The organism is Lentimicrobiaceae bacterium (genome assembly GCA_023227965.1).
In the GTDB taxonomy this organism is placed as follows: domain Bacteria; phylum Bacteroidota; class Bacteroidia; order Bacteroidales; family JALOCA01; genus JALOCA01.
Genome location: JALOCA010000015.1, coordinates 38,900 through 60,825, shown reverse-complemented (window position 1 = coordinate 60,825; position 21,926 = coordinate 38,900). Strand labels below are relative to the sequence as shown.

Below are 21,926 nucleotides of genomic sequence, written 5' to 3'. Positions count from 1 at the left end.
ATTTATATTCAAAACTAAGTATTTTTTCAATTGAATACAGGATTTTTTTAAGAAATTATTTACAGGAAAAATATTCGATAAAATCCTATAAAAATATGCTCACAGAAGTAAGTATGTATCCGGCTGATTTCCTTCCGTTTTTTCTAAAACAAATTCGTTACAATATTGACAAGCTGGAATAAATGATTCACAATAGACTATGGACTTTGCCCAAATACAGAGAATTGCTGTTTATCTGGTAATAAAATTGTGCGTACTTTGTATTTTATTCCGATAAAAAATTAAATTTGCTGATGGTACTAAACAGACCCTGGTAAAAAACGAAACTTTTCTTTTCACGAAAAGTTGTATTTTTGCCTGCTTTTTAAGAGTTTTTTAAAAAATTAGCAAAGAAAGCCTATGTACGCATTTATTGAAGGCGATATAACGGAAAAAAATCCGGCTTATGTGGTTTTGGAAAACAATGGAATGGGGTATTTTCTTCACATTTCGTTGCAAACATTTTCGTTGCTAAAAGAGGCTTCCCATTTTCGCTTGCTCACCCATCTTGTTGTACGTGAAGACGCTCAGATTTTGTACGGCTTTGCCACCGAGGACGAACGTTCGCTTTTCAGACAATTGATAAACGTTTCAGGCATAGGTGCAAATACGGCAAGGCTGATACTTTCGTCGCTTACCACAGCCGAAGTGAAACAGGCAATAATTACCGGGAAAGTAGATGTGCTGCAGGGTGTAAAAGGTATAGGTGCAAAAACAGCCCAACGCATTATTATTGATCTGAAAGATAAATTTGGCAAAGGCGAAACGAGTACCGAATTTTTAGCCATTGCACACAATACCCGAAAAATTGAAGCGTTATCAGGTTTAGCAATACTGGGGTTTAGTAAAAGTGTAGTGGAAAAAACCCTCGATAAAATTATTACAGCCACACCAAATGGAAATAATTTATCAGCAGAAGAGCTGATAAAAAGTGCGTTAAAAATATTATAAACTGATCGGATTTAATTTTGAGGTTATTGAATTTGAAGCAGCCCCCGAAATACATTTTTACTTTTTCAGCCATCTTGGTTATACTTTTATTTGTATGGGCAGTACAAGCCCATGTACAAATAACTAAAAATTATGTTGCCGTACCTCCACCCGATACTTTGCCCGGAGGCGACAGTACTCTGCCCTATCCCATAAAACAGGATATTACCAACCCCCTGCCACAACAGGATTACAATCCCCTGTACCTGAAAGAACCTGCTAACATCACAACAAGCGAAGAGTACGACCCCCAAAATAACCAGTATATTTTCAATAAAAAAGCAGGTTCCAGACCGCTGGGATACCCTGCGGTTATGACCTTTGAAGAATACCAACGCTTAGACATGCAACGCTCACTCGACAACTATTGGAAAAGCAGGGCGGGAGCATCCGGAAAAGCCAGTTCTACGGGAATTCTCCAGCCAATCCGTATCGGCGGAGAAGCCTTCGACAGAATTTTCGGTGGGAACACTATTGACATTCGTCCCCAGGGCTCTGCTGAACTCATTTTCGGAATTATTTCCAATAAAAGTGATAATGCTTCGCTTAACGTTCGCCAGCGCCGTACTACCAATTTCGATTTTAAAGAAAAAATCCAGTTGAATGCTACCGCCAAAATAGGCGATAAAATTGAATTTCAAACTAACTACAACACAGAAGCTTCTTTTGAATTTGAAAACAAACTCAAGTTAAAATACGAAGGAAAGGAAGACGAAATCATCAAATTGATTGAAGCTGGCGACGTTACATTGCCTCTCAACAGTACCTTGATTACCGGTAGCCAGAGCCTTTTCGGGATAAAAACTCAATTACAATTCGGTAAAACCACTGTAACAGGGGTGTATTCCGAGCAAAAAAGCCAAACCCAAAGTATTACCGTTCAGGGAGGAGCACAAACCAATAAATTCAGTATCAAAGCCGACGCATACGAAGAAAACCGGCACTTTTTTATTGCCGAATACTTCAGAAATCACTATGAAGAGGGTCTTTCGAAACTTCCCGTGGTAATGTCGAATATCAATATTACCAAAATTGAAGTGTGGGTTACCCAAATAGGTGCCGCCGTGCAGGACAACCGTAACATAGTTGCTCTTGCCGATTTGGGTGAATACAACCCTTACCGCAAGGACATCATTTACCCTAATGTCGGTGGAAGCTATCCCTTCAACCTGTCGAATAATATTCTTTCGATTTTACCCGACACCACTAATCTGCGAAACATCAACAAGGCTTCCGATTACCTGGTAAGAAAGAATTTAGTTCCCGGACAGGATTACGAAGTAATTGAAAGTGCACGTAAATTAAATTCGCAGGAATATACCTATAATAGTAAACTCGGTTTTATTTCGCTTAATACTACGCTAAACTCCGACCAGGCGTTGGGTGTTGCCATTCAATATACCGTTATCGGAGATAACAAGGTGTATCAGTTGGGTGAATTTTCTGACCAGGGAATCAATGCACCGCAATGCCTCGTAGTAAAATTGCTCAAAAGTACAGCACTCAACACCCGGATTCCTATGTGGGACCTGATGATGAAAAACGTGTATTCCATAGGAGCTTACCAGGTAAACCGTGACGACTTTATGTTGAACATCTTGTATTCGGGCAACGAAAATGGTGTTCCTACAGGCTATTTTACAGAAGGGAAACTGCAAGGTGTTCCCTTGCTCCAGGTATTTAATTTTGATAATCTCGACCCGCAAAGCAACCCGCCCCACGATGGAATGTTCGATTTTCTTGACGGAGCCGCCTCAAACGGAGGAACCATTCAATCATCCAACGGCAGAGTTTATTTCACTATGCTGGAGCCTTTCGGACAATACCTTCGGAACAAACTACAGGACGAACAACTTGCCAATAAATATTGTTACGACTCCCTGTATTCCACAACCAAAACCATTGCCCAGCAATACCCTGCCAAAAACAAATTTGTTCTCGACGGAATTTACAAATCCAGCGCCAGTTCCGAAATTTCGCTCAATGCGCTAAACGTTCCCCAGGGATCGGTAAAAGTGATGGCTGGCGGAATACAACTGCAGGAAAACATTGACTACACTGTGGATTACACCTTAGGTATGGTAAGAATCATCAACGACGGCTACCTCAATTCTGGAACCCCTATTAGAATAAGCCTCGAAAACAATGCTATGTTTAACGTGCAAACCCAGCGTTTGATGGGTGCACATATTGAACATGCCCTGAGCAACGATTTTAAAATTGGTGCAACCATCCTGAATATGCGTGAACGTCCGCTGACACAAAAAACTAACTTCGGATACGACCCCATTTCCAATACCATCTGGGGCATGGACGTAAATTACCAAAGCGAATCACGTCTGCTTACCAAATTGGTTGACAAACTTCCCTTTATTACCACCAAAGCGCCTTCACGCATATCGTTTGCCGGTGAATTTGCCCATTTTATTCCAGGACACTCAAGCGCCATTGGCAGTGCGGGAACTTCTTATATCGATGATTTTGAAGGCAGTGAATCTACCATTGACTTAAAGAGTGCACCCATTGCCAACTGGTTTCTTGCCAGTACACCTCAGGGACAAATAGAAAGAGGTATGTTTCCAGAAGCAGCACCGGGTATAGGCATAGAATATGGTTTCAACCGTGCAAAATTGGCATGGTATGTTATTGATCCCCTGTTTTATGAAAGAAACAGCACCATAAAGCCCGCCAATGTTGATAAAAATGAACTATCGAAAAATGCAGTTCGTCCTGTTCTTGAAAAGGAAGTATTTCCGAATGCTGACCCACAAAACGGGCAACAGATGAATCTTCCTATTCTTAACCTGGCTTATTATCCTTCAGAAAGAGGACAATACAATTATGATGTAAATCGTATACCAGGTATTTCGGAAGGATTGAACTCCGCCGGAATCCTAAACAATCCCGAAACCCGTTGGGGTGGTATCATGCGAAAAATGGAAACTACCGATTTTGAAGCAACGAATGTGGAGTACATTGAGTTCTGGATGATGGATCCTTTTGCCAGTGATACCCTGAATGATGGGGGCGATTTATACATCAATCTGGGAGATATATCAGAAGACATTTTGCGCGATAGCCGGAAAAGTTACGAAAATGGATTGCCAACCTCCACAACTATTACAGAAGTAGATACTACTATCTGGGGAAGAGTTCCCAAACTGCAAGCTCTTATCCCCGGTTTCGACAACTCGGAAAGTGCCCGTAAATACCAAGATGTGGGGTATGACGGATTGAGAAACGAGGACGAACAAACATTTTTTTATGGAACCTATCTGCAGAAAATTATTGACTTATACGGCACTGAATCCGATGCCTATCTCAAAACTGTCAACGACCCTTCTGCCGACGATTACCATTATTTCCTGGGCACCGATTATAACCAAGGCAACCAGTACCGCAGCATACTCGAAAAATACAAAATGTATAACGGCTCCGAAGGAAACTCACCAGCCAGTAGCAATAACTACGCAACTACTATACCTAATATTGAAGACATCAATAAAGACAATACCCTAAATACTAATGAACGGTATTTCCAATACAGAGTCAATCTGCGACCAGATAAAATGCAAATCGGGCAAAATTATATCACCGATATTCACGGAGCTACCGTAAGGCTCGAAAACAACAAAACTACCGTAGTAAACTGGTACCAATTTAAAATTCCCATCCGCTACCCCGAAAAAGTAATTGGTAACATCCAGGATTTTAAATCTATACGCTTTATGCGTATGTTTTTCAAAAATTTCACCAGTTCTATTGTTTGCCGTTTTGCTACCCTCGAACTGGTTCGCGGCGAATGGAGAAAATATGACCAAAGCTTACTTTCTGCAGGCGAATACGTGCCCAATGATGAACAGCATCAAACCCAATTCGACGTTTCGACAGTAAATATTGAAGAAAATGGAAATCGCTTACCGATTCCCTATGTCTTACCTCCTGACATCCAACGCGAAATAAATATGGGAGCCATCACCATGCAACAGATGAACGAACAATCAATAGATTACAAGGTTGTCAACCTGCTTGATGGAGATGCAAGAGCTGCTTTCAAAACTGCTGATTTCGATTTTCGTATGTACAAAAAAATCAAAATGTACGTACATGCCGAAGAACTAAACAACAACGACAGACTACAACCTGGTGACCTTACCGTATTTTTGCGTCTGGGTTCCGACTTTACCGAAAACTACTACGAATACGAAATTCCTGTTGAATTTACACCCTGGCATACCGGCGCCCGTGATAAAGAAGCCATCTGGCCCGAAAACAATGAATTTAATATTGATATTGAAACCCTTATTGCTGCAAAACAACAACGAAACGAAGCTATTATCAGCAACGGTATTCCCACTACCCTTCCTTATGTAGTGTACGACGGAGCCAATAAAATAACAATAGTAGGTATGCCCAGCCTTAGCGATGTAAAAGCAATGATGATAGGGGTGCGAAATCCTAAAAAACGCGGTATCAGTGATACCGATGACGGAAAAACAAAAAGTGCTGAATTTTGGTTCAATGAATTCAGGGTATCAGGCTTTGACGAAAAAAGCGGTTTTGCTGCCACAGGAAGACTAAACGCTACACTTGCCGATCTGGGAAATGTAATCTTTTCGGGAGGATACAGCACCCCCGGGTTTGGAAGCATCGAAAAAAGAATTAACGACAGGCAAAAAGAAACCTTGATTACGTATGATGTGGCTACTAACCTCGAATTAGGCAAATTCTTCCCCGAAAAATCGGGTTTGCGAATTCCTATGCATTTCGATTTTTCCGAATCAAAAAGCAACCCCCAGTACAACCCACTCGATCCGGATGTACTTTTCAAGGATTTAAGCAAAAAAAGCAAGGACTCGCTCAAAAAAATAGTTCAGGACTATACCCAGCGCAAAAATATCAATTTCATGAATGTTCGTAAAGAAAAAACCGGTGCCAATAAAAAAAACCGGGTTTATGACATCGAAAACTTCGACTTTACCTACGCCTATTCGGAAATTTATCACAGAAATATTGACATACAATATGATGTAAAGAAAACCTACCGTGGAGGCATTGGATATAACTTCATTAATAATCCCAAACCGGTTAAACCTTTTGACAAAGTTAGGTTTCTTTCGAAATACAAATCACTGCAACTGGTCAAAGATTTCAATTTTTACCTAATGCCCAAGCTGTTTTCATTCCGAACCGACATGAACCGCGCTTATAACGAACGTAAATACCGGAATAAAAGCACCCAGGCGCTCATCATTATTGAACCCACCTACGTAAAAAGCTGGGAATGGGCAAGAGTTTACGATTTCAAATACGACTTTTCGCAAGGGTTAAAATTAGAATACAGCGCTAATGCCAACGCCTACATTGACGAACCCGCCGGAAAGCTCGATAAACACCAGAAAGATTACAAAGAAAAACGGGATTCCATCATAGATGAAATTTTGGGTTTTGGCACCTTGCAACGGTTCAATCAATCCATGAATATAACATACAACATCCCGATTAACAAAATTCCTTTGCTAAATTTTACCAATGCATCAGCACGTTACGGAAGTACTTATCGTTGGGAAGCTTCACCACAGTCGCTTCAGGAAGCACTGGGAAATACTATTGAAAATTCAAATAACAAACAAATTAACGCCAACGTTAAATTATCATCCTTATATAGCAAATTCGGATTTCTGAAAAATATAAACCCAAAAGGGAAAAAGCCCTCCCCGCGAAGCCTCCCTGCCGGGAAAAAACCAGGAACAGAAAAAGAGCCTCCAAAAAAAGAGGAAAAAGTTCAGGATTCCGCTGCCCGTAAACCTTTTATTGATTTACAAGTTGTAAAAAATGCCGTCTTAACTCTTCTTACCGGCATTAAAGAAGGTTCGATGAGCTATTCCGAAACCAACGGTACACTGATACCGGGATTTATGCCCAAGCCAAATTATTTAGGTAATCGTTGGAGCGACATGGCGCCGGGATTAGGTTTTGTGTTTGGAAGTCAGGAAAATATACGTGATATTGGAAAAAGAAACGGCTGGTTTTCAACCGACTCTTTGCTTAATACTCCTTATCTCACCAAACAGACAAAAAATCTTTCGTTTAAAGCAACCGCCGAACCTATTAACGACCTCAGGATTGATATCACCGCCGACCGTACCGAATCTATCAACCATCAAGAATACTATCTGTATAATTACACAACAGGGGAGTTTGAAACCAGTTCGATGATGGATGTTGGCAGTTATTCCATTTCTTACGGTGTTTGGAATACATCTTTCGATAAAAATGTAGAAGATAAAAAGTCGGAAACCTTTGAAAAAATGAAAAACTACCGCATGGAAATTGCTCAACGGCTGGCTGCCAAAAACCCGAACTGGAGCGGCGAATACGATTCGCTCGGTTATCCTGTGGGTTACGGAGCCACTTCTACCGCAGTGCTTATTCCTTCGTTTCTTGCAGCTTATTCGGGTCAAAATTCGGGAAGTGTTTCCCTTACCCCTTTCCCCAGAATCCCCAAACCTAATTGGCGACTAACCTATGGAGGGTTAAGCCGGATTGAATTCCTACAAGATTATGTTAAAAACGTAAATATTTCACATGCGTACCGCTCAACCTATTCCGTTGCATCTTACCGTTCCAACATTTTATACCACGTTAATCCCGATAACGGCTACGCCGATTCTCTTGATGTAAACAACAATTTTATTCCCGAATTTCAGATTGATGCTATCACCATAACCGAGCAATACAGTCCGCTATTCGGAATTGACATCACGTGGGTTAACAATTTGCTTACACGCTTCGAATACAAACGTAGCCGTAACCTTGCCATGAGCTTTACCAACAACCAGATGACCGATATTTCGTCGAGCGAACTGGTTTTCGGATTGGGTTACCGTTTCAAGGAAATGGAACTGGTGTTGCGTACACTGGGCATCGAAAGCAAGAAAAGCAAGGTGAAAAGCGATTTAAACATCAAAGCCGATCTTTCTATACGGAACGACAAAACGGTACTTCGCAGGCTGGTGGAAGACTCTGACCAGATTTCTGCCGGAAAAAAGCTGACATCAATAAATATTTCGGCTGATTATGTTATGAACCAAAACCTTACAATTAGGGCATTTTTTGAAAAACAGATTACAAATCCATTTGTTTCAACTCAATACCCCAATTCAACTACTAACGCCGGAATCAGTTTGCGATTCATGCTGGCACAATAAACTCCATGGACGAAACAAACATCATTCCTGAAAATGCTATTTTGGTGGGGTTGGTTACCCCAGAAAGCAACGAATCAAAAACGCAGGAACATCTTAATGAACTGGAATTTTTGTTGCAAACAGCAGGAGGACAAGCGTTGCAACGTTTTGTGCAAAAACTGGAAAAACCCGATGGAAGAACTTACGTAGGTTCAGGAAAGCTGGAAGAAATCGTCATGTTTGCTAAGGCAGCTTCGGTGGACGTGGTGGTTTTCGATGACGAACTTACTCCTTCTCAACTCCGCAATCTCGAAAAAAGCCTCGAATGCAAAATTCTTGATCGAACTACTCTTATCCTCGACATTTTTGCCAGGCGGGCACGCACTTCCACTGCCCGTACCCAGGTGGAACTTGCCCAATACCAATACTTGCTGCCCCGACTTACCCGAATGTGGACACACCTTACCAAGCAGCGCGGCGGTTTAGGTATGCGTGGACCCGGCGAAAAAGAAATTGAAACCGATCGGAGGGTAATCCGCGACAGAATTGCCCTGCTAAAAGAAAAACTTAAACACATTGATAAACAAAAAACCACACAACGGAAAAGCCGCTCCGAGTTGGTGAGAGTGGCGCTGGTAGGTTACACCAATGTTGGAAAATCTACCCTCATGAACCTTATCAGTAAATCCGATATTTTTGCCGAAAACAAACTATTTGCCACCCTCGACACCACTGTACGTAAAGTGGTGATTGATAATTTGCCCTTCCTGCTTACCGATACCGTAGGTTTTATCCGGAAACTGCCGCACGGGCTTGTGGAGTCCTTTAAGTCAACATTGGATGAAGTTACCGAAGCCGACCTTCTGCTACATGTAGCCGATATTTCGCACCCTGATTTTGAAGAACAAATTGCCGTTGTAAACCAAACCCTTCGCGAAATTAAAGCCTTTGATAAACCAATAATCATGGTCTTTAACAAAGTGGACGCCTGCCCGCCAGTTGTTCCAGACACAATCTCCACCGAACTTAAGAACTCATGGATGGCAAAAAACAATGCCCCTGCAATTTTTATTTCCGCCACCCAAAAAATCAACCTGGAAGAATTTAAAACATTGCTTTACAACGAAGTTAAAAAAATCCATGCCATACGTTACCCTTACAATAACTTTTTGTATTAAACCCGTGGCATGTGGAATTATTAAAACAACATGTGGCTTTTGTTAAATTCATCGGGAGAAGTTTCGGGGGCAACATGGGTTTATTATTTTTGCAATTCAAGATTCACACATGAAAAAAATTTATCAAGTTTTTTTATCTGTCCTTTCTGGAGTGCTACTTACAGTTTCCTGGCCAGCAGGAGGATTTCCCCTTTTCCTGCTTGTAGCATTAGTTCCGTTGCTTATCATTGAATACTATCACTTTTCCGAAAGAAAAATTAACCATGCTTTTGGTATCTTTGGATATGCTTTTCTGAGCTTTTTTATCTGGAACCTATTCACCACCTGGTGGATTTACAATTCAACTTTAGTGGGGGTTATTTTTGCCCTGCTTTTTAATACGTTGTTTTTAAGTACAATTTTTACATTATTCCATATTACACACCGCCTTTTCTCCAGACAATGGGTGGGCTATCTGGGTTTAATTTTGTATTGGACAGCTTTTGAATTTCACCACCTCGACTGGGATCTGAGTTGGCCCTGGCTTAACCTTGGCAATGGTTTTGCCTCCTATCCGCAATGGGTGCAATGGTATGAATATACTGGCGCTTTAGGCGGAAGTCTGTGGATACTTTTGGTAAATATTTGTATTTTTCTTCTTTACAGGCAATGGTTTGTACAAAAAAAGTGTAGCCTTCTCCTGGCAGGTTATAGCTTGGGAACACTACTGCTGGCAATGGTGCCTATGATTTTCTCGGTAATCAGGTACAATTCCTACACAGAAGTGCAAAAACCCGTCAATGTACTGGTTGTTCAACCTAATATCAATCCCTATACCGAACAATACGATTTTCCTCCTCAGGAAATTACACGGCGGTTGCTACAGCTTGCCGCCACCAAAACCGACTCTTCGGTACAATTCATCGTTACGCCCGAAAGTGCCATCCAGGAATATATCTGGGAAAACTATATGAACCAATCAAAAAGTTTCGACAGCATACGTACATTTTTAAGAAAATTTCCCAATACAAAAATGGTGGTAGGACTTTCATCCCGGAAGGTCTTTCTGCCCGGCGAGCCGCCTACCCATACCGCCCGAAAGTTCAGGGATGCTGACGAATATTATGATGCTTACAACACCGCTGCATTGATTGACACTTCAGTAGGCTTACAAACGCACCACAAGTCGAAACTTACTCCCGGCGTTGAGATGATGCCATTTGCAAAGTATCTTACCTTTATGGAAAGTTTTGCCATTGACCTGGGAGGTACGGTAGGAAGCCTGGGTACCGACCCTCTGCAGATTCCTTTCAGAGTAGGTGAGTTAAGCATTGCCCCGATAATTTGTTACGAATCGGTTTACGGTGAATATGTGGCAAGTTTTGTCCGCAATGGTGCCGAGTTAATTTTTGTAATTACTAACGACGGATGGTGGGGAAACACTCCCGGGCATCGCCAACATCTCACTTTTTCATCGCTTAGGGCGATAGAAACCCGCAGAAGCATAGCCCGCTCGGCAAATACCGGGATTTCCGCTTTTGTAAACCAAAGAGGCGACATTACACAGGCAACCCCATACTGGACTCCCGCTGTTATCAAACAACAAATCAATGCGAACGATACAATAACTTTTTATGTTCGCTACGGCGATTTCATTGGAAGAGCCTGTTACTACATTTCGGGTATTCTGCTTGTGTTGGTAGCTGCCTTTTCCATCACACAAAAAAGACGTTTGAAAGAGCTACGTTAACAGAAATAACACAGCTATTTTTTCCCAGTTGCGGGTAACGACTGCAAAAGTTTTTCGTACCACTCCTCCCCAAACTTCCGTATCAGGGGCTCTTTTAAAAAACGATACAATGAAACTGCATTGCGCTTGCCGGCAGTAACCGCCGATTCACAGATATGCCAGCGGTGGTAATTCAATACATCGAAACCATTATATTTTTTAATACGAATGGGATACAAATGGCACGAAATTGGCTTAATGAATTTTATTTCCCCTAACCGGAAGGCTTTTTCGATAGCGCAGAATGCAATTTCGTTTTCAAAATACACAAAGGCACATTCTTTCCCGTCAAACAGAGGGGTTACAAACTGCCCGGAGGCATCATAATCAAAAACTCCCGTCTTTTCCACTGCCTGCAACCCACTTTCCGACATATATGGCTTAATGGCTTCAAGGTTATCTTCTATGATAGAGATTTCCTCCATTTCGAGTGGTGCACCGGCATCGCCTTCCACGCAGCATTCTCCTTTGCAGGCAGCAAGATCGCACGAAAAGCATATCGTAAACAGTTCTTCGGTAATCAGGGAATTGTCTATAATCTTCATCTGGCAAAGGTAATATAAAAAATTCTGGCTGAAAGAAAAAATGCTTTTTAAAAAATAAAGATAACCTCTGATTATAAAAAATTTTTACAATAAATAGGAATCTGATAAACTAATTTTTTCCGACAGTCAATCAATCATTCATTCAATATAATTTTTTATCTTTTTTACTACTTTTGCCGCATGGCAAATAACGAAGAACTTTTCCGAAAAATCATTTCTCACGCAAGGGAATATGGTTTTGTGTTCCCGTCAAGCGAAATTTATGACGGACTGAGTGCTGTGTACGACTACGGTCAGAATGGCGTTGAACTGAAAAACAACATTAAGAACTATTGGTGGAAAGCCATGGTACAGAACCACGAAAACATCGTGGGACTGGATTCGGCAATCTTTATGCATCCCACCGTTTGGAAAGCCTCGGGGCATGTTGATGCCTTCAACGATCCGCTTATTGACAACCGTGATTCAAAAAAACGCTACCGGGCTGATGTGCTTATTGAAGATTACCTGGCTAAGATTGAAGACAAAATAAACAAAGAGGTGGGAAAAGCCGCCAAACGTTTCGGTGAAAGTTTCGACGAAAAAATGTACCTCGCCACCAATCCCCGCGTGAAAGAATACCAGGGAAAAATAGATTCGGTAAGAAAACGTTTTGTGGCTGCTTTGGAAGCAAACGACCTGGCAGAAGTTCGTCAGATAATCATTGATTTGGAAATTGTTTGCCCCATTTCAGGCACACGTAACTGGACTGATGTACGTCAGTTCAACCTGATGTTTGCTACCCAGATGGGCTCGATAGGCGAAGAGGCATCTGCCATTTACCTTCGTCCGGAAACTGCACAGGGAATTTTTGTAAATTATCTTAATGTACAGAAAACAGGAAGGATGAAGATTCCTTTCGGAATTGCGCAGATAGGAAAAGCCTTCCGTAACGAAATCGTTGCCCGCCAGTTCATTTTCCGTATGCGGGAATTTGAACAAATGGAAATGCAGTTTTTTGTTCGCCCGGGAAGCGAATTGGAATGGTTTGAATTCTGGAAAAAAGAACGGTTGCAATGGCATCATTCCCTGGGTATCCCCGAAAACAAATACCGCTACCACGATCACGACAAACTGGCACATTATGCCAATGCCGCCACTGACATCGAATTTGAATTTCCTTTCGGATTCAAGGAACTGGAAGGCATCCACAGCCGCACCGACTTCGATCTCAATGCCCACCAGCAATACTCAGGTAAAAAAATACAGTATTTCGACTCCGAACTCAACGAAAGCTACGTTCCTTACGTAATAGAAACCTCCATCGGTCTCGACCGTACTTTCCTTGCTGTGCTGAGTAACGCTTATACAGAAGAAAAACTGGACGATGGATCGGATCGAGTGGTAATGCGCATCCCTCCGGTACTGGCACCGATAAAAGCCGCAGTTTTTCCCTTGGTAAACAAAGACGGTTTGCCCGAAAAAGCCCGTGAGATAATGGACGTTCTGAAACAGAATTTCCTTTGTGCGTATGAAGAAAAAGATACCATCGGACGCCGTTATCGTCGGCAGGATGCCATCGGAACGCCCTATTGTATCACCGTTGACAACCAAACTGTGGAAGACAATACCGTTACCATACGCGAACGCGATAGCATGCAACAGGATCGTATTGCAATTGAAAACATTTCTGCCATTATCAACTTACGGATAAAGAAAAACAGGTAACCGATTACTTTTGAAATGCAAATGGACAAAACATATTACAATTCTCCTGTTGGCTGGCTGGAAATTACAGGCAACAATCTGGGAATAACTTCCATAATGTATTCAAATGAACCCCCGGAAAATATCGGAGAAATTCCCGGGTGCCTCGCACCCTGTATTCAGCAATTACAGGAATATTTTGCCGGAGCCCGCAAGGCTTTTTCGTTGACTCTTCGCCCTAAGGGGACGGATTTCCAACTGAAGGTGTGGGAAGAATTGCGAAACATTCCTTTTGGAACCACCATAAGTTATCAAAGTCTTGCAAAGAATCTTGGTACTGAAAAACTTACCCGTGCTGTTGGTGCAGCAAACGGGAAAAATCCCCTTAACATCGTTGTCCCCTGTCATCGTGTAATTGGTTCCTCAGGGCAGCTTGTTGGGTACGGTGGTGGATTGTGGCGCAAGGAATGGTTGCTAAAACATGAAAAACAAAATGTTTCGGAGGGCTTATTTCTATAAAACCTTATGATTCCAAGTTTCCTAAGTAAAATTATTCTGGAATTTTCTCTCCGAGCGATTTAAATCCTTTTCCAAGGATTTCGTTGGCTCCTATTACCGTTAAAAAGGCATTCGGGTCTATCCGGTGGATGTATTCTTCGGGCATCGAAAGCTCGTGGCGGCTTACCGCCGTAAAAATGAAGAAGTGCCCAACAAACTGTGTCAGGAAAACTTTTAGTACTTTCGTTTGCCGGGATAAACGGACACTGGCTCTGCTGGGGAGCAACCAATGAAGGGTTAAATCCGACCGGCAGTTGCCATTTGTTTCAAATTATAATAATTTCCATTTTAAATTATTGTATTTCTGCATGATATTTATTTTTGATTAAAAAAATAAAAAAAACATATAAAATTGTTTTTAAAATATCATTTTTATTTCATAATTTTAAAGCGTCCTTTATTATTCCTTAATATTATGAAAAATATTTACTTTGTAATTTCCTTTTTATTGCTGACATTTAGCGCATTATGTCAGAATCATCCACCTGTAGCCGTTGCAGATTCCGGTTTTGCTAAAGAAGCCCTCCCTGCATCCAGAATCAGCCTCTACGTAATTTTAAACGACTACGATCCAGATGGAGATTCTATTAAAATTGATACAGTTATCGCTCCTTTTCACGGAAAAATAGCATTTTCTGATAGTGTAATTACTTATACTACTACACCTTATGAAAATTATTTTGGTTACGATTCTGTTTATTATCGTATTACGGAAAGAAACGATACTACTTCCAAATCGGAATGGGTAAAAGTTCTTTACGAAATTGAGCAGGACTCCATTTTCGTTGTTTGTATAAATGATACTGTTTCAGCCTACAACCTGATACCGGTAACGATAAACGTACTTGCAAACGATTATCAGTTGTTGGGGATACCTATAAAAATAAGAGTTTCTAATAGAAATTCTACAATAGCAGGTTATGTAACCATTGATAGCGTGGGCAATCTTACTATTACTCCTGTAACCAATGTAAAAGGCTATGTAGATGTTCAATATGACGTATATCCCGAAGGTTATCCACACGGATATTTCAGTCATGGGCATTTAATGGTAAATGTTCTTGAGAACCATACCTATGATTCGCTTACTGTAAATAATATCAATGCAGGAGCCGATGCACGCGGATTTCTTTTCTCAAACAATCCGACATTAAATGTAACAAATGGCGGTGATGCAATTTTTCTTCCTCATTTTGAGGCGCCCAAAAGTTCGGGTTGTCATACCATTTTTACAAATACGCTTTGGATAGCCGGAAAAGACGAAAGTGGACAACTTCATGTTGCTGCAGAAATGTACAGAACAGGCCCGCATTTTAATATAGGAGAAGACTTTTGGGCAGGACCGGTAACGGATACTACCAAATATACTTTTCAGCAGGACAGTCTGTGGGTGCGTCTGTGGAAAATCAGCAAAAGCGATATAGATTATCATAAGGCATACTGGTGGCAAGCTGGCTACCAGATGCCGCAAGCGATAAAAACATGGCCAGGGAATGGAGATGTAAGCCTGGGGCAGGCAGCCAACATTGCTTCTTTTTTTGACTATAATAACGATGGAGTTTACAATCCAGAAACGGGCGATTATCCTATAATTCGTGGAGATGAAGCAATATTAACTATATACAACGACAATCGCTTTGCCCATAACGAAACATTGGGTAAAAAGTTAGGTGTGGAAATTCATTCGCTAATGTATGCGTTTGATCGCCCAAATGATTCGGCTTTCAACAATACCATTTTTGTACATTACGATATCTTCAACCGTTCTCAGAATACTTACGACAGTTTATACCTTGGCATCTTTACCAAACTAGAAATAGGAAACCCACATGATGATTTTTTGGGCAGTGATGTGGAAAGAGGAATGTTTTATGGTTACAATGCTTTGGATTATGAACCAGTGGAAGTTTCTACACCTGGGATTAATATTCCAAAAAACTATGGTGCTCATCCACCTGCACAAGGGATAACAGTACTGGAAGGTTTAAAAATGAGCGACGACGGGATTGACAATCCAAAGTATGACGAATATGGAAATCAATTATGTAACGAAAGCATAAATGGAAGCCGTTTCGGGGATACTATAATTGATAATGAACGAATGGGATTAACTGGAGTATATGATTTTGACATTACCGAAATAATGCCAACCTTTGGAGATTTATATCCTACCTATGATTTTGAATATTATAAGATATTAAAGGGTTTATGGCAATCTAGTTCCCATTTATCCTATGGAAGCTGGGGGCTTGATGGCTATGGAGCGTATGGACCTTCCTGTAATTTTATGTACCCTGGAAATTCTGATACACTACACTGGGGATCCGGATGTGTTCCGCCAAACGGACCTTCTTTCTGGACAGATAATAATCCAGGCGGAAATCACATTCGTCCGACTGGAGTAACAGGACCCATTACTTTTCATCCTGGCGAAAAGCAGGAAATAGACCTTGCCTACACATTTGCAAGAGATTATGCACAGAATACCGCTTGGTCTTCAGTGGTAAAACTTCAACAATATGTTGACCAATTGCGTAAGTGCTATTTTGCCGACAGCATTCCCGGTGGTGGCAGTTTTTCTGATATCAAAAAGCTTAAGCCAGCCTTCCCAGAAATCAAGATATTCCCAAATCCTGCCGATGATGTTTTGTATGTGCAGCTTAGCGGAAAGATTACATCTAATGTCCGTTATCATATTGTTGATTTGGTTGGCAAAGAAATTATAAGCGGCAAGTTGAATAATAGTACTACTGCTATCCAGACTTCTAATCTAAAAAAAGGATTTTACATCTTAACTATTACAGAAAATAACGGCCTAATAAGCAAGAAATTTATAAAGAAGTAAGGCTATGAAAAAAATAACCTTATTGCTAATTCTTTCATTTTTAGTACAGTTTGGCTATTCCCAGAACCAGCCTCCTGTAGCCGTAGATGATTACGGATTTTTACACATGGAAGACGTCTTATCCAGAATTGAAATAGATGTTATTAATAATGATTACTCTCCTGATGGGGATCCTGTAAAAATATTTGAAATTACAGAACCGACCAATGAATATGCACACGTAGAATTTACAGATAACACTATAACATACCAACCACGTTATTCATTAGGTCATGTATTTAAAGACTCATTACAATACAGAGTAAAAAAAGTGACGGATTTAAATTCTGTTTCTAACTGGGCAAAAGTAGTTTTTGAAATAGAACCTGATTCCTCATTCCCTATTTGCGGAGATGATTTTATCCGTGCCAAGGCTGGTCTTCCAGTTAAAATTAATCTTATTAAAAATGATTACCAACTTTTAAATGATACTATAAAAATTTTTAATATATTTTGTAGCAATGAGATCGGTTATATTTCATCCCGCGAAGATAGCAGTATTGTATTTATTCCATCTCCAAAAATCTCCGGGAGGATTAAATTTAATTACACTGCTTCTAAAAGCAACTATTACAGAACGATTGGAACTGTTTTTATCAATGTGATTCCTGGTCGTAGCTACGATTCGTTAAACATAAATAACATTAACGCAGGTTTTAATGCAAGAGGGTTCTTGTTCTCCTATGATCCATATACTGGACCAAGTACTAGTTCTGATTTGTTTAATCCACATTTTGAGGTTCCTAAAGGAAGTGGTAAAAACACTATTTTTACCAGTAATCTATGGATAGGTGGTAAAGATAATAACGGGCAACTTCACTTAGCTGCGGAAAGGTTCAGGCAAGGACCCAATTTATATGGAGGGCAGGACTTTTTTGCCGGTCCGGTGATGGATAGCATAAATTATTCCGAAAATCAAGATAGCCTTTGGACGAGGCTATGGAAAATTTCGCGTGAGCAGATAGAATATCATAAAAACCATTGGTGGGAAGACACTTATGCCATTCCGGAAGATATTGCCTCCTGGCCTGGAAACGGAGATGGAAATCTTGGAATAGCTGAACAATTAGCCCCTTACTATGATTATAATAATGATGGAAAATACAATGCACGAAGTGGTGACTACCCTTTAATTAAAGGAGATGAAGCTGTTTTCTTTATTTTCAATGATGATAGAAATGCCCATCAAGAAACATTAGGAAATAAAATAAAAGTGGAAGTTCATGGAATGGCATATGCTTTTGATTGCATGAGCGATACTGCATTTAAAAATACTATTTTTTTACACTACGATATTTACAACCGCTCTCAGAATACTTACGACAGTACGTTTATTGGTAATTTCACCGATTTCGATATCGGCTATAACAAAGATGATTATATTGGATGTGATGTAGAGCGGAGCTGCTTTTATGGATATAATGGCAAAGCAATAGACAATATCTATGGGAGTCATCCACCAGCACAAGCTGTAATAGTTTTAGAAGGACCTTTATTAGATGCAGATGGAACAGACAACCCGCATTTTGACGAAACAGGACATCCTTTATGTAATGAAAGTGTGAATGGAACGCATTTTGGTGATACCATATCAGATAATGAAAGATATGGTATGTCTTCATTTAGTTATACTAATTATTCTTTCATTACTTTTTTGTCAGATCCGGAACGGGCAGATGAATACTATTCCTTTTTAAAAGGGAAAAAGTCTTATCCTTCTGTTTATAATAATCTAGTTTTTTATTTTTGGTTTCCGGGATTAAGCGACACATTAAATTGGGGTACTAATTGCACACCTCCTCCATGGCAAGGCCAGAACATGGCAGAAGCTACATATGAAAATTTAGCAGAAGATAGAAGAGGCATAAGTTCTTCAGGCCCTTTTACTTTCAAACCAGGAGATAAACAGCAGTTTGACCTTGCCTATGTTTTTGCAAGAGACTATACTTCAAGCGATACTTCCATGTTTTCTGTAAATAAACTAATGAACTGTGTAGATATTATTCGCAATGCTTATTTTACTGATTGTGCTCCCGGTGGTGGCAGTTTTTCTGATATCAAAAAGGTTAAGCCAGACTTCCCAGAAATCAAGATATTCCCAAATCCTGCCGAAGATGTTTTGTATGTGCAGGTTAGCGGAAAGATTACATCTAATATTCATTATCATATTTTTGATTTGGTTGGCAAAGAAATTATAAGCGGCAAGTTGAATAACAGTACTACTGCTATCCAGACCTCTAATCTGAATGATGGATTTTATCTGTTGATAGTAGAAAACAACGGCAAAAGAATAACAACAAAGTTTATCAAAAACTAGCCTCCTGCTATCCGCAATTTTTCGGGACACCCGTATAAAGTATTGTAGATCAATATAAAATATGTAATTTTGGGCGTCCCAACGCTGAAAGCAGGAGGAAAAATTCTCTTAACATCGTTGTCCCCTGCCATCGTGTAATTAGTTCTTCAGGACAGCTTGTTGGGTACGGTGGTGTATTGTGGCGCAAGGAATGGTTGCTAAAACATGAACTGCAACAACAGCCACAAGGATTATTTATATAATAACCTCCTGTTTTAAACCTTTTTTTTACAGGTCAGCCCAAACTTCCCGCTTTCTTTTTTGTTTATATAAAATATATAGTAATTTGATGAACAAAGAAATAAGATTCGTTGTAACAGAAATTATTGCAATGGTTTTTTACACCCGTTGTTCATCGTAAAATGATAAAATGATGGCATATAATACACTTACACCCGAAGAGGAAAGGGTAATTCTGCACAAAGGAACAGAACTACCCTTTACCGGAAAATATGTAAGCAACAAAGATGTAGGAGAATACCAATGTAAACGTTGCAATGCACCGTTATACAGATCCTCCGACAAATTTGATTCCCTCTATGGCTGGCCCAGTTTCGATCAGGAAATTCCCGGCGCAGTTAAAAGAGTTCCCGATGCTGACGATGAGCGAACCGAGATTATTTGTGCCCGTTGCGGAGCCCATTTGGGGCATGTATTTACAGGGGAAAGATATACCGAAAAAAATATTCGGCATTGTGTAAATTCCATTTCGCTGGTTTTTGTTCCCGGCAATACAGGCACAAGTGATACAGCTATTTTTGCCTCGGGCTGTTTCTGGGGAACGGAATATTATTTTAAAAAAGTTTCAGGAGTTTTATCCACTACCGTAGGTTTTATTGGGGGCAACGTACAATTTCCTTTTTACCAACAGGTATGTTGCGAAAATACCGGTCACGCCGAAGCCGTGGAGGTAATTTTTGACCCGATTAAAGTATCGTATGAAGAATTGACAAAATATTTTTTCGAGACCCATGATTTTACCCAGATCAATCAGCAGGGACCTGATGTAGGAGAACAATATCGTTCCGAAATTTTTTACCTAAACGAAGAGCAAAGAAAAACAGCACAAAAATATATTGACCTGTTAGAAGCCAAAGGATATAAAGTGGCTACCCACCTTACAAAAGCGACTGATTTTTGGAAAGCAGAAGACTATCACCAGGATTATTACGAAAAAAAAGGAGGCATACCCTACTGCCACGTGTACCGCAAAATATTCTGAAAACACGAAAAATAAAAAAACCACCCCAAAACTGAGGTGGCTTATATAAATACATAGCTTTGTACTACAAAGATTTAATTTCAGCTATTAATTTTTGTAGAGTAGCCTTGGCATCGCCGAAAAGCATACGGTTTTTCGGATGATAGAACAAGTCGTTTTCGATAGCGGCATAACCTTTTGCCATCGAACGTTTCATCACGATGATGTTTTTAGCATCCCAGGCTTTAATAACCGGCATGCCGTAAATCGGACTTGCAGGATCAGTTTCGGCAGCGGGGTTCACCACATCATTGGCACCGATAACTATTACCACGTCGGTATTGCTGATTTCATTGTTCACATCATCCATTTCCACGAGTTTTTCGTAAGGAACGTCGGCTTCGGCAAGTAGTACGTTCATGTGTCCGGGCATACGTCCGGCAACGGGATGGATACCATATTTTACTTCCACACCTTTGCTTTCGAGCAATACATCCAGTTCGTGACACAGATGCTGAGCCTGGGCAACAGCAAGTCCGTAACCGGGGATGATGTATACTTTTTGCGAGTAACTGAGCAGGATGGAGGCATCGCTGAGGGTAATTTCCTTCACGGTTTTGTCGCCGGAAGTAGCAGCACCGGCAGCACTTCCGCCAAAGGCACCAATGATTACATTGATCAGCGAACGGTTCATGGCTTTACACATCAGGATGGTAAGAATGGTTCCCGATGATCCTACAAGGATACCACCGGTAAGCATCGCCTGGTTATTGTAGAGAAAACCGCCCATAGCAGCAGCCACACCGGTAAAGGAGTTCAGCAGGGAAATTACAACCGGCATATCGGCTCCACCGATAGGCATTACAAAAGTAACACCATAGATGAGGGCAGCAGCAGCAAACAGGTAAATAACCATGTTGTTGCCTTCCACCGGACGAAGAGTCATAATAAGTACGAGGGCAACAAGCAAAACCACAAGAAATGTAAGGTTGATAATTCGAAGAATAGGATGTTTGATATCACCTATGCGTCCGTCGAGTTTACCGAAAGCTATCATACTACCGGCAAAAGAAACGCTACCTATCATTAGCCCGAGGAGGATAGCAATAGCTTCTCCATTGAACATATTGGTAGCAGGTATTACAGCATTAGCAAGTGTTGCCTGCATTTTGGGAAATTCCATCAGCGAAATTAAAGCGGCACAGGCACCACCCATACCGTTGAACAGTGAAACCATCTGCGGCATGGCAGTCATTTTCACTTTTTTAGAAGCATACCAACCTACAAATGTCCCTATGGCAAGTGCAATACAAATCAGTATTATATTGGTCGGTTTATCGGTAATACTATTACCATTTTCATATTTGTAAAAAAGGATAGTAAAAATAATAGCGGCAGTCATACCTACGGCTGCCCACAGGTTTCCGCTACGTGCTGTATCGGGGTGGCTTAACTTTTTCAGCCCAAGGATAAATAAAATAGAGGCTAATAAATAAGATATCCACAGTATTGATTCTTGTATTTCCATATC

The 21,926-nt window shown here is 40.6% G+C and carries 12 protein-coding genes; 9 read left to right on the top strand and 3 right to left on the bottom strand.

Annotated features, from left to right (window positions below; all coding sequences use genetic code 11):
- Positions 1-399 precede the first annotated feature (399 nt).
- The 4 genes from ruvA to lnt all read left to right on the top strand — a co-directional run bounded on the left by ruvA (position 400) and on the right by lnt (position 11,126).
- Positions 400-990, top strand: coding sequence for a Holliday junction branch migration protein RuvA (ruvA, locus tag M0R21_06865; GenBank protein MCK9617543.1), 591 nt, complete (start codon positions 400-402; stop codon positions 988-990).
- 32 nt (positions 991-1,022) lie between these two features.
- Positions 1,023-8,240: a cell surface protein SprA gene (gene sprA, locus M0R21_06860; protein ID MCK9617542.1), complete on the top strand. Its 7,218-nt coding sequence runs from the start codon at positions 1,023-1,025 to the stop codon at positions 8,238-8,240.
- A 5-nt stretch (positions 8,241-8,245) separates the two neighbouring features.
- Positions 8,246-9,397 carry a GTPase HflX gene (gene hflX / locus M0R21_06855; GenBank protein MCK9617541.1) on the top strand — a complete coding sequence of 384 codons (1,152 nt, stop codon included), beginning with the start codon at positions 8,246-8,248 and terminating at the stop codon, positions 9,395-9,397.
- 109 nt (positions 9,398-9,506) lie between these two features.
- Positions 9,507-11,126, top strand: coding sequence for an apolipoprotein N-acyltransferase (gene lnt / locus M0R21_06850; GenBank protein ID MCK9617540.1), 1,620 nt, complete (start codon positions 9,507-9,509; stop codon positions 11,124-11,126).
- 14 nt (positions 11,127-11,140) lie between these two features.
- Here the strand turns inward: lnt and M0R21_06845 are convergent, their stop codons facing one another.
- On the bottom strand, positions 11,141-11,710 hold the full coding sequence (locus M0R21_06845; GenBank protein ID MCK9617539.1) for a DUF3109 family protein: 570 nt from the start codon (positions 11,708-11,710) through the stop codon (positions 11,141-11,143).
- Positions 11,711-11,890: 180 nt separating this feature from the next.
- On the opposite strand from M0R21_06845, the gene M0R21_06840 reads away from it, so the two are divergent.
- Complete coding sequence (locus tag M0R21_06840; GenBank protein MCK9617538.1) at positions 11,891-13,417, top strand: glycine--tRNA ligase; 1,527 nt, start codon at positions 11,891-11,893, stop codon at positions 13,415-13,417.
- A 21-nt stretch (positions 13,418-13,438) separates the two neighbouring features.
- Complete coding sequence (locus M0R21_06835) at positions 13,439-13,915, top strand: methylated-DNA--[protein]-cysteine S-methyltransferase (protein MCK9617537.1); 477 nt, start codon at positions 13,439-13,441, stop codon at positions 13,913-13,915.
- 31 nt (positions 13,916-13,946) lie between these two features.
- On the opposite strand, the gene M0R21_06830 is transcribed toward M0R21_06835, so the two are convergent.
- Positions 13,947-14,180 carry a DUF2179 domain-containing protein gene (locus tag M0R21_06830; protein ID MCK9617536.1) on the bottom strand — a complete coding sequence of 78 codons (234 nt, stop codon included), beginning with the start codon at positions 14,178-14,180 and terminating at the stop codon, positions 13,947-13,949.
- Between the two features lie 189 nt (positions 14,181-14,369).
- On the opposite strand from M0R21_06830, the gene M0R21_06825 reads away from it, so the two are divergent.
- From M0R21_06825 to M0R21_06815, 3 genes are all read left to right on the top strand, one after another.
- Positions 14,370-16,799: an Ig-like domain-containing protein gene (locus M0R21_06825; GenBank protein MCK9617535.1), complete on the top strand. Its 2,430-nt coding sequence runs from the start codon at positions 14,370-14,372 to the stop codon at positions 16,797-16,799.
- Positions 16,800-16,803: 4 nt separating this feature from the next.
- The gene (locus M0R21_06820) at positions 16,804-19,155 is read left to right on the top strand and encodes a T9SS type A sorting domain-containing protein (protein MCK9617534.1); all 2,352 of its coding nucleotides are present in this window, start codon (positions 16,804-16,806) and stop codon (positions 19,153-19,155) included.
- A 412-nt stretch (positions 19,156-19,567) separates the two neighbouring features.
- Positions 19,568-20,416, top strand: a complete 849-nt coding sequence (locus M0R21_06815; protein ID MCK9617533.1) for a bifunctional methionine sulfoxide reductase B/A protein — start codon at positions 19,568-19,570, stop codon at positions 20,414-20,416.
- Between the two features lie 64 nt (positions 20,417-20,480).
- Here M0R21_06815 and M0R21_06810 read toward each other — a convergent pair whose 3' ends face one another.
- Positions 20,481-21,923, bottom strand: coding sequence for an NAD(P)(+) transhydrogenase (Re/Si-specific) subunit beta (locus M0R21_06810; GenBank protein MCK9617532.1), 1,443 nt, complete (start codon positions 21,921-21,923; stop codon positions 20,481-20,483).
- Positions 21,924-21,926 lie beyond the last annotated feature (3 nt).